13 protein-coding genes are annotated in these 14575 nt (G+C 74.1%); 8 read left to right on the top strand and 5 right to left on the bottom strand.

Features of this window, described 5'->3' with window-relative positions; all coding sequences use genetic code 11:
• The first annotated feature begins 179 nt into the window (after positions 1 to 179).
• Positions 180 to 1583 (top strand): hypothetical protein, encoded by a 1404-nt coding sequence (locus IE265_RS32765; RefSeq protein WP_190039456.1) that lies wholly within the window; start codon positions 180 to 182, stop codon positions 1581 to 1583.
• Positions 1584 to 1791: 208 nt separating this feature from the next.
• Here IE265_RS32765 and IE265_RS32760 read toward each other — a convergent pair whose 3' ends face one another.
• Positions 1792 to 2028: a hypothetical protein gene (locus tag IE265_RS32760; protein WP_190039395.1), complete on the bottom strand. Its 237-nt coding sequence runs from the start codon at positions 2026 to 2028 to the stop codon at positions 1792 to 1794.
• Positions 2029 to 2210: 182 nt separating this feature from the next.
• On the opposite strand from IE265_RS32760, the gene IE265_RS32755 reads away from it, so the two are divergent.
• Together IE265_RS32755 and IE265_RS32750 are read left to right on the top strand one after the other, a co-directional pair.
• Positions 2211 to 3248, top strand: coding sequence for a PHP domain-containing protein (locus IE265_RS32755; RefSeq protein WP_190039394.1), 1038 nt, complete (start codon positions 2211 to 2213; stop codon positions 3246 to 3248).
• A gap of 314 nt (positions 3249 to 3562) precedes the next feature.
• Complete coding sequence (locus IE265_RS32750; RefSeq protein ID WP_190039393.1) at positions 3563 to 4522, top strand: SDR family NAD(P)-dependent oxidoreductase; 960 nt, start codon at positions 3563 to 3565, stop codon at positions 4520 to 4522.
• 111 nt (positions 4523 to 4633) lie between these two features.
• Here IE265_RS32750 and IE265_RS32745 read toward each other — a convergent pair whose 3' ends face one another.
• The 3 genes from IE265_RS32745 to IE265_RS32735 form a co-directional block, all read right to left on the bottom strand.
• A complete protein-coding gene (locus tag IE265_RS32745; protein ID WP_190039392.1) occupies positions 4634 to 4930 on the bottom strand; it encodes a hypothetical protein in 297 nt (98 codons plus the stop codon).
• 154 nt (positions 4931 to 5084) lie between these two features.
• On the bottom strand, positions 5085 to 6404 hold the full coding sequence (locus IE265_RS32740; RefSeq protein ID WP_190039391.1) for an ROK family transcriptional regulator: 1320 nt from the start codon (positions 6402 to 6404) through the stop codon (positions 5085 to 5087).
• A gap of 116 nt (positions 6405 to 6520) precedes the next feature.
• Positions 6521 to 7489 (bottom strand): phosphotransferase family protein, encoded by a 969-nt coding sequence (locus IE265_RS32735; RefSeq protein ID WP_190039455.1) that lies wholly within the window; start codon positions 7487 to 7489, stop codon positions 6521 to 6523.
• A gap of 471 nt (positions 7490 to 7960) precedes the next feature.
• On the opposite strand from IE265_RS32735, the gene IE265_RS32730 reads away from it, so the two are divergent.
• The 4 genes from IE265_RS32730 (at position 7961) to IE265_RS32715 (ending at position 11935) form a co-directional block, all read left to right on the top strand.
• On the top strand, positions 7961 to 8380 hold the full coding sequence (locus tag IE265_RS32730; RefSeq protein WP_190039390.1) for a hypothetical protein: 420 nt from the start codon (positions 7961 to 7963) through the stop codon (positions 8378 to 8380).
• 298 nt (positions 8381 to 8678) lie between these two features.
• Positions 8679 to 9173 carry an FBP domain-containing protein gene (locus IE265_RS32725; RefSeq protein ID WP_190039389.1) on the top strand — a complete coding sequence of 165 codons (495 nt, stop codon included), beginning with the start codon at positions 8679 to 8681 and terminating at the stop codon, positions 9171 to 9173.
• 243 nt (positions 9174 to 9416) lie between these two features.
• Positions 9417 to 10676: an FUSC family protein gene (locus IE265_RS32720; protein WP_190039388.1), complete on the top strand. Its 1260-nt coding sequence runs from the start codon at positions 9417 to 9419 to the stop codon at positions 10674 to 10676.
• A gap of 158 nt (positions 10677 to 10834) precedes the next feature.
• Positions 10835 to 11935: a hypothetical protein gene (locus IE265_RS32715; RefSeq protein WP_190039454.1), complete on the top strand. Its 1101-nt coding sequence runs from the start codon at positions 10835 to 10837 to the stop codon at positions 11933 to 11935.
• 117 nt (positions 11936 to 12052) lie between these two features.
• On the opposite strand, the gene IE265_RS32710 is transcribed toward IE265_RS32715, so the two are convergent.
• Complete coding sequence (locus IE265_RS32710) at positions 12053 to 12778, bottom strand: DUF2470 domain-containing protein (protein WP_190039387.1); 726 nt, start codon at positions 12776 to 12778, stop codon at positions 12053 to 12055.
• A gap of 658 nt (positions 12779 to 13436) precedes the next feature.
• Here IE265_RS32710 and IE265_RS32705 point away from each other — a divergent pair.
• Positions 13437 to 14327 carry a replication-relaxation family protein gene (locus IE265_RS32705; protein ID WP_229916787.1) on the top strand — a complete coding sequence of 297 codons (891 nt, stop codon included), beginning with the start codon at positions 13437 to 13439 and terminating at the stop codon, positions 14325 to 14327.
• The last annotated feature ends 248 nt before the right edge of the window (positions 14328 to 14575 follow it).

Below are 14575 nucleotides of genomic sequence, written 5' to 3'. Positions count from 1 at the left end.
CCGGCCCGGACCTGTGCCCGACAGGTCCGGGCCGGTCCGCGTCCGCCCGGCTCTCCGACGGGTCACGGCAAACGCAAACGGGTGGCCCCATGCCGAGTCGACCGCAGGAAATGCGGGCGACTTCCGCGCCGGTACGGCTCTACGATCTCCGTCTGGAGCAGGACGAACGGGGGACGGACATGATCGGCGACTCGGCAGGCACGGCGGCCGCGGTGACCGGGCCCACGCCCGGACCGCCGCCGCACCGCGCACCGGCCGCCGGGGACCCCGCCGCCTGGCAGGCGTTCGACGAGGACGTGCGGAGTCGCTGCATGGTCCCGGCGCCGTCCCCGCCGTTCGGCGCGCCGCCGGCCGACGACCTGTCCCGCCTCGCGGTCGCGCTGTGCCACCGCGACGGGCGGGTCAGGGAGGCGGCCGTGCGCGACGCGGCCGGCCGGCCCGACCTGCTTCCGCTCATCGCCGTCCGGTGTGCCGACTGGGTCGCCCCCGTACGGCAGCGGGCCCGGCAGGTACTGCGGGAGACCCTCGACGCGGACACCGCGGTCGCTCTGGCGCCCCTGATCCTGCGCGTCGGCCGCCGGGGCCGGGGGGAGTTCGGCGTGGGGCTGCTCCGGGAGGTCCTTGACCGGGCGCCCCGCGCGCGCCTCGACGTCCTCCTCGCCGATCCCGACCGGACCGTACGACGGTTCGGGTACCGGATCGCCGTGGAGCAGGGAGTACTCGCCCCCGCCGAGCTCGCCGCGACCGCCTCCCGGGACGACGACGTCGTGGTCCAGGACCTCTGTGCCACGGCGGCGCTCGCGGCCGTCGGCGACGGCGACGGGGCGACGGAGGACGCCGTACTGGTACGGCTGCTCGGCGCGCGTACGCCGCGGACCCGTGCGGCGGGGGTCACCGCCCTGCGCCGGGCGGGCCGGGCGGAAGGGGCCGGGGCCTTCCTCGACGACCGGGCCGCGCAGGTGCGCGCGTGCGCCCGGTACGTCGTACGGCAGGCGGGCGGCGATCCGGCGGCCTGGTACCGGACGCGGTGCTCGGGACCGGACGCGCCGGAGCCCTCACCGGGTGCGGTGATCGGCCTGGCCGAGTGCGGGGAGCGCGCGGACGGCGCGCTGCTGTGGCCGCTGGTCCGGCACGCGGGGCCCGGGATACGGGCCGCGGCGGTCGCGGGGCTGCGCACGCTCGACGTGGCGAGGGCGGACGGGCTGCTGCCGCTGCTCGACGACCCGGCCCCGCGCGTCACGCGCGAGACGGTCGCGGCCCTGCTCCCGTCTGCGGGCGGGCTGCCCGCCGGATGGCTGATGGAACGCACCGCCGCCGACCGGCCGCGGCACGTCCGGGCCGCCGCGTTCCGGCTGCTCGTCGCGGGCGGCGGCGCCGCGGCGCTGCGTGCCGCGGTCGCGCTGCTCGCCGACCCGGACGAGAGGCTGCGCGCACGCGCCGGGCAGGCCGTGCTGCGTTGGCGCCCTTCGGCGGGGGCACCGCAGGGCGACTCGGAGGTGGGCGAACTCCTCGACCTGTGCCGGCACGTCCTCGGGGACGACGCGGTGCGCCGGCGCAAGTGGGAGGCGGGACTCCCCCGGTGAGTACCGGCGTCGGGCGGGCAGGGCGCACCGGCGGGGACGGCGGCTCGGGGAGGCATCGCGCGGCGCCGGACGCGAGGCCGTGTCCGTTCCCCGGCGTCGGGCGACCCGCGCGCCTGCCGGCACGGAGCCCGTGGGCGACCCGGTGCACGGGGCCCGGCCCTCCCGCCGCGGTGTCACCGTCGCGCGGCGCCCGGGACCCGGGCGGCGCTCAGCGCAGTCGCCAGGTCAGTTTGTCGCCGCCGACCCAGCGGACCACGTCCGGGTCGTCGGCGTCGTGCACCACGATGCCGTAGGCCGCCGCGGCCATCAGGACGTCCGTGAAGTTCTTCGCCTCGCCGATGACGTCGCCGTCGATCTCCACGATGCGAAAGGGCGGATTGCCGGGCTGGACCGCCAGGACCGTGATCCGCGGGTGCGAGATGTAAGGGCTTGCGATTTCAGTCATGATCCCACCGGTTCCACAGGCGCTCCGCCACTAAGCCTGCCGGGCGGTGCTGTCGGTCGTCGTGGCACTCGGCGACGCCGGCGGGCCGGCGTCCGTACGAGGTTCGCGGTACGAGCTACATCGTGGCACGTGGGCCCGTCCGCCGCCGTGCGAGCGGTGCAGGGCTGGGCGACGCTGGAGGCATGGACCCCGCCGAGGCCCTGGACCGCATCGCCTTCCTGCTGGAGCGCTCCCTGGCTCCCACCTATCGCGTACGGGCCTTCCGCACGGCGGCGGGCGTGGTCGCGGCGCTGCCGGCCGGGGAGCTGGCGGGCAGGGCCGCCGACGGACGGCTGGAGTCCCTGAAGGGCATCGGGCCGAAGACCGCGCAGGTGGTGCGCGAGGCACTGGCCGGGCAGGTGCCCGGCTACCTGGAGAACCTGGAGCGGGAGTCCGCCGGGCCCCTCGTCCGGGGCGGCGAGGAGCTGCGGGCCCTGCTGCGCGGCGACTGCCATCTGCACTCGGACTGGTCGGACGGCGGCAGCCCGATCGAGGAGATGGGGCGCACTGCGGCCCGTCTCGGGCACGAGTGGGCGGTCCTCACCGACCACTCGCCCCGGCTCACGGTCGCGCGGGGCCTGTCCCCCGATCGTCTGCGGCAGCAGCTCGACGTGGTGGCGGCGCTCAACGAGACCTGGGCCCCGTTCCGGCTCCTCACCGGCATCGAGTGCGACATCCTCGACGACGGGTCGCTGGACCAGGAGCCGGAGCTGCTGGACCGGCTCGACGTCGTCGTGGTGTCCGTGCACTCCAAACTGCGCATGGACGCGGCCGCGATGACCCGCCGGATGGTCGCCGCCGTCCGCGATCCGCTGTCCGACGTACTGGGGCACTGCACGGGCCGGCTCATCACCGGGCGGGGGCGGCCCGAGTCCGGGTTCGACGCGGACGAGGTGTTCGCCGCGTGCGCCGAGACGGGCACGGCCGTCGAGATCAACAGCCGTCCCGAGCGGCTCGACCCACCACGCCGGCTGCTGCGCCGGGCGGTCGCCGCGGGCGTGCTGTTCTCCGTCGACACGGACGCGCACGCGCCGGGGCAGCTCGACTGGCAGGCGTACGGGTGCGCGCGGGCCGAGGAGTGCGGGGTGCCCCCGGAGCGGGTGGTCACGACCTGGTCGGAGCCGGAGTTGCTGGCCTGGGCGCGGGACCGCCGGACACCGGCCGGGACGCCGGGCGGGTGAGGTCCGCCTTCGTGACACAGATCACGGCCGGACCGCGCCGACCTGGGAACACTCATCAGTAGTTTCCCGTTAAATCAGCTGTGGGTGCGGATGGAACAGTGTCCCCGGGCCTCACCTTCCGCCCACAGGGAAGATCGTTCGGCTGAAGCCCTGTGGAGCACTCCGCCGAGAGGCGACCGCCATCCGCGGCCACCCACAGACGGCCCCGACCGCGATTCCCCCGTCCGGTCGGGGCCTTTCCTCTGCCCGCGCCCGGTCGCCGGCCGCGCGTTCCGTTTGACTTCGAGTGCGCTCCAGTCCGTAGCGTCGGACGTATGACCACCGCACAGCACAAGATCGGCTCGGGGTTCGGCTTCCGGAGCAGCGCGGACGACGTGCTCGCCGGTACGGACCTGACCGGGAAGCTCGCGATCGTCACGGGCGGGTACTCGGGGCTCGGCCTGGAGACCACCCGGGCGCTGACCCGGGCGGGCGCCGAGGTCGTCGTCCCGGCCCGGCGTCCGGCGGCCGCCAGGGAAGCACTCGCGGACGTGGCGGGGGCGGAGGTCGACGAACTCGACCTCGGTGACCTGGACAGCGTGCGCGCGTTCTCCGACCGGTTCCTCGCCTCGCAGCGCACGATCGACATCCTCATCGGCAACGCCGCGATCATGGCCTGCCCGGAGACCCGTGTGGGACCGGGCTGGGAGGCCCAGTTCGCGACGAACCACCTGGGCCACTTCGCCCTCGTCAACCGGCTGTGGCCCGCACTGGCCCCCGGCGGGGCCCGCGTCGTCTCCGTGTCCTCCGCCGGGCACCACACCTCGGACATCCGCTGGGACGACCCGCACTGGCTTCGGGGTTACGACAAGTGGCAGGCGTACGGGCAGGCGAAGACGGCGAACGTGCTGTTCGCCGTCCGACTCGACGCCCTCGGCAAGGACTCCGGCGTCCGCGCCTTCGCGCTGCACCCCGGAGGCATCCTCACTCCGCTGCAACGCCACCTCGCCAAGGAGGAGATGGTCGAGCGCGGCTGGATCGACGAGAACGGCGTGCCCGCCGTCCCCGACGCCTTCAAGACGCCCGAGCAGGGTGCCGCGACCCAGGTGTGGGCCGCGACCTCGCCGCAACTGGACGGCATGGGCGGTGTGTACTGCGAGGACTGCGACATCGCCGAGACCGCCACGGCCGACGGCGACCGGACCGGCGTGCGCGACTACGCGATCGATCCCGTGTCCGCCGCCCGGCTGTGGGCCCTGTCGGCGGAACTCACGGGCGTCGACGCCTTCGCCTGAGCCGCCGCCACCCCCGGTGGGGCCGGGCGGGCGCCGGGCCTCCGGGCCCCGGGTGGCGCGCCCCGGCCCCGGGCGGTCACCCCGCCCGGGGCCGGACCCGCGCGCCCGGGATCAGGCGGGTGACTCCTGCGGGCCGGGGTGCTCGGGATGCACGGTGCCCTTCCGGGGAGCGCCCCGCGGGCCCGTGCCCGCCTCGTCGGTGCCCGGTACGCCCTCCGCGTCCCGCTGCGGCCCGTCCGCGGAGTCCGCCGGGTCCGCCTCGCCTTCACCGCCGGAGCCGGCCTCCCGTGAGGGCCCGGCCGGGACGACGTCCCAGGGGTCGTCGCCGTCCTGGGCCTGCTGGTCCGGCATGTCACGGGGTATCAGGCCGCCGTGCTCCCCCGGGGTCTCCGTCCGCTTGTCCGTCACCGCGCACTCCCTCTCCGTTTCACCCAGCGCCGAATGCCGGCCCGCACATCCGTGTCCGCCTCCTCGCACGCCTGCGGGCGCGCTCAGGGGGCGGGCCGTCGTGCCCGGCCCGGGGCGGGTACCTGAGGTCGCGGGTGCGAAACCCCGAAGATCCTCAGTGCGCGGTGCGTTGCTCCAGGGAGGCCCGCGGTGCGCGCTCCTCCATGGAGGCCTGCCATGCGGGGGGCGGGGTGCCCTCGGTGCCGGACCCGGCGCGCCGGCCGCCGTGCGCGAAGAAGTCGGCCAGCGGGAGGATCGCGGCGCCGACCGTGACGGCGTCGGGACCGAGCGCGCCGAGGTCGATGGTGACCCGCCCCGCCGGATGGCGCAGGGCGTAGGAGGTCGCGTGCGCGCGGACGGCGGGCAGGAAGCGGGAGCCCAGTTGGAGACCGGCCCAGCCGCCGATGAGGATGCGCTCCGGCTGGAACAGGTTGATCAGGTCGGACAGGCCCGCGCCCAGGTACTCGGCCGTCTCCTCCAACACGGCGAGCGCCACGGGGTCGGCCGTCCCGCCGTCGGCGGGGTAGGCGGCGGCGAGCATCGCGGTGAGCGCGGTCTCCTCGTCGACCCCCTCGGGCGGCCGTCCTCCCTGCTCCTCCCAGCGCTCCAGCAGGGCCTCGGCGCCCGCGTACGCCTCCAGGCAGCCGAGGGCGCCGCACCGGCAGCGGCGTCCCCTGACCCTGACGGTGAGGTGCCCCCACTCCACGGCCCGCCCGTACTCGACGTCGTCCGAGACCAGACTCGCGCCGACGCCGGAACCGAACAGGACCACGGCCGCGTTGTGGGCGCCGCGTCCGGCACCGAACCACATCTCCGCCTGGCCGAGCGTCTTGGCGCCGTTGTCGGTGAAGTAGGGGACGGAGTCCGGGAGCCGGCACGCCTCGCGGAGCAGCGACTCCAGCGGCACCGCGGGCCAGCCGATGGTCTGGCCGTGCACCACGGCCCCGTCCTCCGCCGTACGTTCCACGATGCCGGGCACGCCGATGCCGACCCCGAGCAGCCGCTCGGGAGCGATGCCCGCGGCGGCCAGCACCTCGGCGACACCGTCGCGGATGTGGCCCACGACGACGTCGACGTCGTATCCCCGGTGCTCCAGGGGCCTGTCCGTCCGGGCGAGTTCGGTCAGGGTGAGGTCGAACAGCTCCACCCGCACCCGGGTCTCGCCGACGTCCACGCCGATCATGTGGCCGCTGGCGGGCGAGACACGCAGCAGGGTGCGCGGACGGCCCCCGTCGGAGTCGACGCTGCCCGCCTCCTCCACCAGGCCGTCGGCCACCAGCTCGGAGACGACGTTGCTGATGGAGCCGGAACTCAGTCCGGTGGCCGGGCCGAGTTCGAAGCGGCTCATCGGTCCGTCGAAGTACAGCCGCCGCAGCACGGCCGTACGATTGCCCCGCCGCAGGTCACGTACCGTGCGACCGCTCCGCCCCGCCATCTGGTTCCTTCCCGCCTGCCCCCGACCTGCAAGATACCGTCGCGCGCTGTCCTGACGCGACCGCCGCAGGAACTTAACTCACTACTTACTTTATAGGGTGAGATAAAAGCAAGGGATCAATGGGGGCCCAGTTCGTCCAGGGCCGCGGCGAGTTCCGGGCCCACCACCTCGCGCAGCCACCCGGCGTGCTCGTCCCCGTACGCGCGCGGAACCGTCTCGACGCACATGATCAGGTAGAGGTAGCTGCGGTAGAGGGCCAGGCGCCGGCGCACCGACGGGGTGAACTCCAGTTGACCGCGCAGTTCCTGATAGCCCTTCAGGAAGTCCTGGTCCCCGGTGATGTCCCCGAGCAGGGCGAGGGAGACGAAGTCCGCGAGCGGGTCGCCCCAGAACATGCGCTCGCCGTCGATCAGCCCGCCGATCCCCGGCGCACCGCCCGCGGGCCGTTCGACCAGGATGTTCCCCCGCCACAGGTCGAAGTGGACCAGGCACGGAAGCGCGACCTCGTCCAGCACGGCGTACGCCGACGCGGCCGCGCGGGCCACCTCGTCCACGGGGCGCGGCAGCCAGGCCCCGTACCTGCGGGCGTCCTCGACGACGGCGTCGAACATCGCCGTGAAGGCGGTCCGCCAGTCCGCGGCGAGCGGGCCGAGGGCGCCGGACGGATAGCCGTAGCCGGGGCCGGTCACCGTGTGCAGCCGGGCCACCTGGCGCCCCAACTCCTTTCGCAACAGAGCCTGTTCCGGTGCCGGGTAGGTGGACCAGGTCTCGCCGGGGCAGGCCGTCATCAGCAGGTGAGGGCCCGCGGGCACGCCCTCCGAGAGCGGCACGACACGTGGCGCGGGCACACCGACGGTGGCGGCGGCACGGTAGAACTCCGCCTCGGACACGAGGAGTTCGCGCTCGTGCGCCAGCCCGGGGACCGAGGCGGGCGGCGGTGTCTTCAGCACGTACCGGGTGCCGTCGCCGAGGACGATCTCCTCGACGGTGTTGTAGGACCCGCCGCTCAGCGGACGGCAGTGGGCGAGCGCCGCGGACGGCAGCCCCGCCGCGTCGAGAACCCTCCTGGCCCGCTCGGCCGCCATCCCGTCCGCCCCGCCGTCACCGCCCACGCCGTCCTCCCCCTCCACCGCGCCCTCCCCACCCTCCGCGTACTCCGGCGTCCCGCGTCTCCGTTCCGGGCCCCAACGCCCGATGGCGCCCAGCGGCCGCTCAACGGGTCCGCGCCGAAAGCGCATTGACCCGCCCCGCGCGACCCCGCTCGCACACACCGCCCGGCACCCCGCGCCGACCCCCGCCAGCGTTTCGACGCAATTCATGCCGCTTCATCTCGGTTCACGCCGGTTCGCGTTCGAGCCGGGTGGCGTCCGTGCCGGTCGGTGACCGTACGGGGCGGCTCCGACACCGGTACAGCGTACGTAAGGCACCGGGGGCGCGGGGGCGACTCCCGCACGTCAGGGGCGCCGAGGGCCGCTCACCCCGGCGGCGGCCCCGCTCCGGGTACCTGGTCCGCACCCTTTCCCCACCGCCGGGGCTGAACGCATAGGCTCCGGCGCATGGAACAGAGCGAGATCATCCTCCGCGCAATCGGCGTCCTGACCGAGACCCAGGAAATGGTGCGCAGGCTCAACGAGGACGTCGAGGTCGACATAGACGCCGGGGAGGCCCAGCTCGGCCGGCTCGTCACCGAGGTGTTCCCCTCGGTCGAGGTCCCCGGCGACGCGACTCCGGCCGAAGCGGGCCAGGCCGTCATCGACGCCCTGATGCCGGCCGCGATCTCGCTGGTGGGCGCCTTCGCGTTCCTGTTCTCCGAACTCGCCGAGATCCACGACTCGGGGCGCGTCGACGTCAAGAGCACCGAACTCCTGCGGACGCTCGCCTTGCGCCTGGCCAACGCGGGCGCGGGCGCGGGTCCGGACGGCGGCGGAACCGTCGGGGACGACGCCGGCGGGAGCGACGGGGACGACGAGCACTGACGCCGCCGGGCCGGGGAGGGGTGGGCGCAGGGCCCCGCAACCGGGACGCCCCTGCGGGATGCGGCCGGCGTCCATGCCGCCTCGCGGCACCCGGCTCCCCGAATCCGCCTCCCGGCTCCCGGCTCCCGGCTCCCGGCTCCCGGCTGGGCGCATTCCCGTCCCGTGCGAGGGGACCCCACCCGTACCGGAGGGCCTGGCGGAAACTCATTGGATTCCCATGGGAACGGCTACGTAACATAGTCCAGAACCTAGTACCCCTAGGCTGTGACATCACCGATTCTCCAGGAGAACCCTCGTCATGAGGCCGCTGACCGAACAGGACATCCGCTCTTCGTTCATCAACTGTTCCAAGGGCGAGGCCAAACGGCTTGCGACACCGAGGGACCTGGCCGAGCGGCCGTGGGCCGATCTCGACTTCCTCGGCTGGCGCGACCCCGGGGCGCCCGACCGCAGCTTCCTGGTCACCGAGCGCGGCGACGGGCTCGTGGGCGTGACCCTGCGCTTCCCCTCGCAGCAGCGCGGCTTCCTGCACCGCAGCATGTGCTCCCTGTGCCTGACGACCCACTCCGGCAACGGCGTCTCCCTGATGACGGCGCGCAAGGCGGGCACCGCCGGGCGCGAGGGCAACTCGGTCGGCATCTACATGTGCGCCGACCTGGCATGTTCGCTGTACCTGCGCGGAAAGAAGCCCCTGGAGTCCGGCTCCCGCATCGAGGAGAGCCTCACGCTGGAGGAGCAGATCGCCCGCACCGCGGGGCATCTGTCCGCCTTCCTGGACCGGCTCCACGCCTGACCCCTCCCCCTGCGGCCCGGACCTCACGGGGCACGTCGACCCGCGCGCGTACCGCCGTATGCGCCCGACCGACCGGCCCATCCGCGCCTCCCCCGGCAGGCCGCACCCGTGCCTCCCGCTCCTGGCCACCCACGCGCCGCCGCCCACCGCCGGCCACCGTCAACCGGTCCGCCGAATGCCGTGGCGGCGGGCTGCGCCGTCCGGCCGAGTTCGGCGCGGGCCCGGAACGGGAAGTGGCCAAGGATGCGAGATGTACGTGAAGTGTGGGACGCGAGTGCTGCCCGGGTGTCCAAGTGGCGCCGGGAGCCCGTGGTGGTCCAGACGCTCCGCTCCGCGGCGGCCGCGACCCTCGCCTATGTGGTCGCCCTGCACTTCAGTCCGGAGGCCGCTCCGCTCACCGCGCCACTGACCGCCCTGCTCGTCGTCCAGGTCACCCTCTACTCCACCATCACCACCGGCGTCCGCCGCGTGAACTCCGTGGTGGCGGGCGTCGTCGTCGCCATCGGGTTCAGCGCCCTGGTCGGACTGACATGGTGGAGCCTGGGCCTGCTCATCCTGGCCTCGCTGGCCGTGGGCCATCTGGTGCGGGTCAGCGAGTTCGTGCCGGAGGTCGCGATCAGCGCGATGCTGGTCCTCGGCGTCTCCAGCGTCGGAGACACGGCGTGGTCCCGCATTCTGGAGACGGTGATCGGCGCGGTGGTCGGCCTCAGCTGCAATCTGCTGCTCCCGCCGCCGGTGTGGGTCGGCGCCGCGGGCGAGTCCATCGAGGATCTCGCGCGCCGGGTGCGGCAGTTGCTGCTGCGCATCGGCGAGGAGGCCTCGGGGCGCCCGCCCGTGGCCCTGGCGGCGGCGCGGCTGCACGAGGCGCGGCGGCTCGACCACGACATCGTCGAGGTGGACGCGGCGCTGCGGCAGGCCGAGGACAGCCTGCGGTTCAATCCGCGGGTACGGGAGGGCCTGCTGCACCGGGTCGTGCTGCGCACCGGTCTGGACACGCTGGAGATCTGCACGGTCGTCCTGCGGGTCCTCGCGCGCACCCTCACGGACCTGGCCAAGGAGCGGGCTCCCGAGCCGCTGTTCGAACCGTCGATCGGGGAGAACCTGGAGGAGCTGCTGTCCGAGGTGGGTGACGCCGTGGTCAGCTTCGCGGTCCTCGTCACCAGCGATGTCAGCGACAACGCCGAGTCCGCGGAGGCACGGCTCGCCTCCGAGCTCACGACCGCCACCGCAACCCGCGACAAGGTGGCCCAGCTGCTGCTGGAGGAGATCCGGCGTGACGCGCGCCAGTGGCAGTTGCACGGAGCCGTCCTGACCGAGGTCAACCGGATGCTCGACGAACTCGACATGGAGCACCGCTCGCGCCGGCTGCTGGAGGAACTCGACCGCCACACGCGCGAGAAACTGGAGCGGCGGCCGTGGCTGTACCGTCTGCGCCGGCGGTTGCGGCGGTTCAACCCGAGGCGGCGGAACCGTTCCGCCCCCGCCGGTCGTGGTGCGGGGTGACGTCTGCGCGTGGCGTGGCGGGGTGGCGTCGCTGGACGCCGGGCGGCCGGGCAACGGCGCCGGTGACGGCGGCGACGAGCGGGACCTGCGGCGACGGCGAGCGCAGCTGGAACAGCAAGCGCGGCAAGAGCGACCGGAACGACAAAGGGGAGTGGCGGATGGCCGACGGCACGGTACGGATCGACGGGAACACACTGCGGCTGCCGGACGGGGTGCGCATCCGGTTCATCCGGACGCTGCGCCTGCCCGAGAGCGGGACGCATCCCCTGCCCCCGGGGCTGGGCGAGTTCCCCCTGCGGCGCGTGGAGGACTACCCGGACACCGTGCCCGCCGACTGGCTGGCGCGCGGCGGGGTGATGCTGCCGGTGTACCTGCGCGAGGCGATGTGGCTCAGCTTCGGCGGCACCACTGAGCCGTCGGCGCTCCAGGTGGGTGTCGGCAAGGTGTGCGCGATCTCCGGCCGGCCGTGGAACCCGAAACTCGCCCGGAAGCCGCAGAACTACGTGGTACTGCCCCGGCAGCCGTGGCTGGACGGCATCAACTCCGGCAAGGGCACGGTCCGCCAGTTCGTCGCGGTGCCTCTCGGACTGGGGGCCACTGTCGAGGGCCAGGTCACCGGCGAGGAGGTCTGGGGCGGGGTGCAGTTGCAGTCCTTCCCCCTCAACGACACCGAGCTGGAGGCCTGGCGCGCGGAGCAGCGCCGGCTGGCGGAGGCCGCCGAGCGGCAGCGCCGGAGCATGGCGGCGGGCGGCTACGGGGCGGCGATGCCCATGTCGCTGGGGGCGCCGGGCGCCCCGCCGCCGCCCGGTGGTCCCGTGCCGGCCCCGCAGCAGTCGGCCGGCGGCATGCCCACTCCGGGCGCCGCTCCCCGGGCCGCGGCGGCGATGGGTCTCGGTGTCGGCGGTTCGATGCGTCAGGAGGTCTACCAGGACGACCGGCCGCTCTCCGACTGGGCTTCGCAGGCTGCCGGGCGGGTCTTCGTGCACCTCGTGACTCCGCCCGAGTGGCGGCGCATCACGGGTGAGGCGCCGCCGCCCTCGCCCGTCGACCGCGCGGCGTACACGCGGGCCGGGCTGCCGTGGTTCGACTACTACGACCAGGACGGCACGGACCTCGCTCCGACGGACACGCTGGGCGCGGTGAAGCCGGTGGGCGAGTGGCTCGGCGACGACCACACGCCGTGGCAGCCGCCGTCCCCCCACCAGGTGAAGCCGCTGGGCGACCCGCCCGGTGCGCCGGTGGGCGACGGCGACTGGTAGGCGCAGGCCGACCGGTCACCGCCGGCCGGCGGCACCCGTACCGGAGGGCGGTCGGGGACGGCCGCCGGCGGATGGTGACCGGTGAGCGCGGCACGGGCCCGCGCCCGTGCCGCGGCGTCAGCCGTCGCGCTCCGTGTGCTGCCGCTGGAGGGTGCGGGGGCAGCCGGTCCTGCTCGCCTGGGTGAGCAGGACGTGCATGCGCTCGGTGAGCTGGCCGAGGTCGTCGGCGGGACGGTGGAAGGGCAGCCGTACGTCGCCGTGGCTGCCGGCCCGCTCGATGCGCAGGGTCAGTCCGTGCCGGTCGACGGCGAGCGGCTGGACCCGGACCGCGCCGTGCAGGCTCTCGGGCTCCACGAGGCGGGTGAGCCGCTCGACGGCGTCGCTGTGCGCGTCGGCGAGGTGGGTCAGCAGCTGGGCCTCCGCCAGGGCCAGCGGGTCGGGCTCGGCGACGGCGAACTCGTCGAGGTCGACCACGACCGCTCCGGTGGCGTCGCGCAGCACGGCGCGGGTGGTGTGGAAGGCCAGATGGCTCTCCTCGGCGGCGAACCAGCCCGCCATCCAGAGCCGGGCGCGGATGCGGTTGCGTACGGGGACGGGGGCGACGTCCGCGAACTCCAGGACGGCGGACGGCTCTCCGCGGGGTGCGCAGATCGCCGCCGCGGCGAGCGTGCTGTCGTCCGGAAGGCGCAGCAGCACCCGGCCGTCCTCGGCCACGGTGTGCACACCGATGAACTCCTCGCGGCCGCCCTCAGCGGTCACCGCGCAGGACCATGCCGCGGCGAGCACCGACCTGGCACGTTGTGCCGTGGCCGGCGCGGCCGTCCAGCTGTGACGGTCACCCATCCCAAAACCTCCATTAGGTAAGCCTTGCCTAACCTACCGAAGATCGGGGTGTACGCCAACCATGCGGGGTGTGCCACGCCGCCTTTGTGACAGTGCGTTCGGGGCGTGATGGCGGCGACGGGGACGCCGCAACGCGCGCTTCCGAAGGGTTCCGGAGCGCCGAACCCGCCCGACCCGGACTCCACCGCATCGCGGGCCACCCCGCCGGGTGCCCCGTGTCGGCGACATCGTCGGCTCAGACCCGCGCCGGCCGTGTCCGGTGCGTGTGGCGCGGAGGCGGCGCCGACGCGCAACCCGGAACACGTGCCGCCGATCCCCCGAGGCACGCACCCGCCCCACCCGCCCTTTTTCCTCCTTCCTTCTTCCTTCTTCTTTGTTCGGTGCGGCGTGGGGTGTGCTGAGGGGAATGTCGGGCTCCCGACCACGACCGCACGAGTGTGGTGACCTGCGGAGATACCGTCAGGCGGCCCGTGGGGCGCGGACAGTTTCCGGAGGGGTCCGAAGCGGGGTTGTCGGCCCGGTTCAGGGCGGTGTTGTCGCATCGTGACCGCGGTCGGGCCTCGATGGTCGCCGGGCCGGTCGGGGCCGGCTGGTCCCGTGGCGGAGACGCGCGGCACCCCGCCGGAGGGGTGCCGCCGTAACCTGCGGAGGTTCGGTGATGGTGAACGTGGATGCGGGCGGCGGGGACCGGCTGGCGTTGGCGGTGGTCGTGCAGTACCGGATGGCAACGACCGAGCAGATGCATCTGCTCACCGCACCCGGGGTGCGGATCGAGCAGACCAGGCGCCGGCTGGCCAAGCTGCGCGCGGAGGGCCTGGTGGACCGCATCACCCTCCCGCAGGCCGGGCGCACGCGCGTGTGGTTCCCGACCGAGTACGGGGCACGGATCGCGGCTTCGTGGCCGGAGCTGCGCAACTGCGCACCGCGGCTGCGGCGCGGCAGCGATCCCACGGCCGTGCGGTTGGCGGCCGGACACGGGCTGACGGTCACCGAGACCGCCCTGGCCTTCGTCCAGGACGCCCGTCGCCGCGGCGACGTATGCATGCCGCTGGACTGGATCCCCGAGGTCCACCACCCGCTCGGCAACGGCGAAGCCGTCATCCCCGACGGCTTGTTCTACTACGAGAGGCGGTCGCAGAACCGGGACGGGGGCGACGGCTGGAGATTGCTGCGGGCGTTCGTCGAGGTCGACCGCGCCACCATGGGCCCCGAACGACTGTCGGCGAAGGTCGGCGCCTATGCGCGGCTCCACGCATACGTGCCCGTACCCGGCGGGCGCACACCGCCCCGACGCTACGGCGCGGAACAGCAGGAGGCGGCCTGGAAGCGGCGCTGTCCGCTGTTCCCGCGGCTGCTGTTCGTCCTCGACGGCACCGGCCCAGAGGCATCGAGCACCGTTTCCAGGCGCTCAACGCCACGGCCCGACAAGCGACCCCGCCCGGATTCCTGCGTGCGGTTCCGGTCCTGGTCGCGGCGCTGGCCGATCTGCTGGGGAACGGACCCTCGGCACCTGTGTGGCGCCCCATTCACGACCTCGGTCAGCGCCTGAGCTGGATGGCACCTCACCGCAAAGCCTGACTCCGCACCACCCCGCGCTCGGGGCCGGGCCACACCCCGACCACCCCGACAACGGGTACACGTACGGTGCGGCCGGCTCGGCCCCGACCACACTCCCGACCACGACTCTCCGAACCCCCGACCATCTGGGTTCTATCGGTCGTTGCAACACCTCAACCCAGAGGTGGCAATGGACAGTGCAGTTCGTACGACTCGAAAGCCCCAGGGCAACAGGCCGTT

Source organism: Streptomyces fructofermentans, assembly GCF_014651055.1.
GTDB lineage: Bacteria > Actinomycetota > Actinomycetes > Streptomycetales > Streptomycetaceae > Streptomyces > Streptomyces fructofermentans.
This window is presented reverse-complemented; position numbering and strand designations above follow the sequence as displayed.

Coding starts and splice junctions, on each gene's coding strand:
- IE265_RS32720 (WP_190039388.1), top strand. CDS start 9,417: ATGCGAGATGTACGTGAAGTGTGGGACGCGAGTGCTGCCCGGGTGTCC.
- IE265_RS32750 (WP_190039393.1), top strand. CDS start 3,563: ATGACCACCGCACAGCACAAGATCGGCTCGGGGTTCGGCTTCCGGAGC.
- IE265_RS32725 (WP_190039389.1), top strand. CDS start 8,679: ATGAGGCCGCTGACCGAACAGGACATCCGCTCTTCGTTCATCAACTGT.
- IE265_RS32715 (WP_190039454.1), top strand. CDS start 10,835: ATGGCCGACGGCACGGTACGGATCGACGGGAACACACTGCGGCTGCCG.
- IE265_RS32755 (WP_190039394.1), top strand. CDS start 2,211: ATGGACCCCGCCGAGGCCCTGGACCGCATCGCCTTCCTGCTGGAGCGC.
- IE265_RS32735 (WP_190039455.1), bottom strand. CDS start 7,489: ATGGCGGCCGAGCGGGCCAGGAGGGTTCTCGACGCGGCGGGGCTGCCG.
- IE265_RS32765 (WP_190039456.1), top strand. CDS start 180: ATGATCGGCGACTCGGCAGGCACGGCGGCCGCGGTGACCGGGCCCACG.
- IE265_RS32705 (WP_229916787.1), top strand. CDS start 13,437: ATGGTGAACGTGGATGCGGGCGGCGGGGACCGGCTGGCGTTGGCGGTG.
- IE265_RS32730 (WP_190039390.1), top strand. CDS start 7,961: ATGGAACAGAGCGAGATCATCCTCCGCGCAATCGGCGTCCTGACCGAG.
- IE265_RS32760 (WP_190039395.1), bottom strand. CDS start 2,028: ATGACTGAAATCGCAAGCCCTTACATCTCGCACCCGCGGATCACGGTC.
- IE265_RS32710 (WP_190039387.1), bottom strand. CDS start 12,778: ATGGGTGACCGTCACAGCTGGACGGCCGCGCCGGCCACGGCACAACGT.
- IE265_RS32740 (WP_190039391.1), bottom strand. CDS start 6,404: ATGGCGGGGCGGAGCGGTCGCACGGTACGTGACCTGCGGCGGGGCAAT.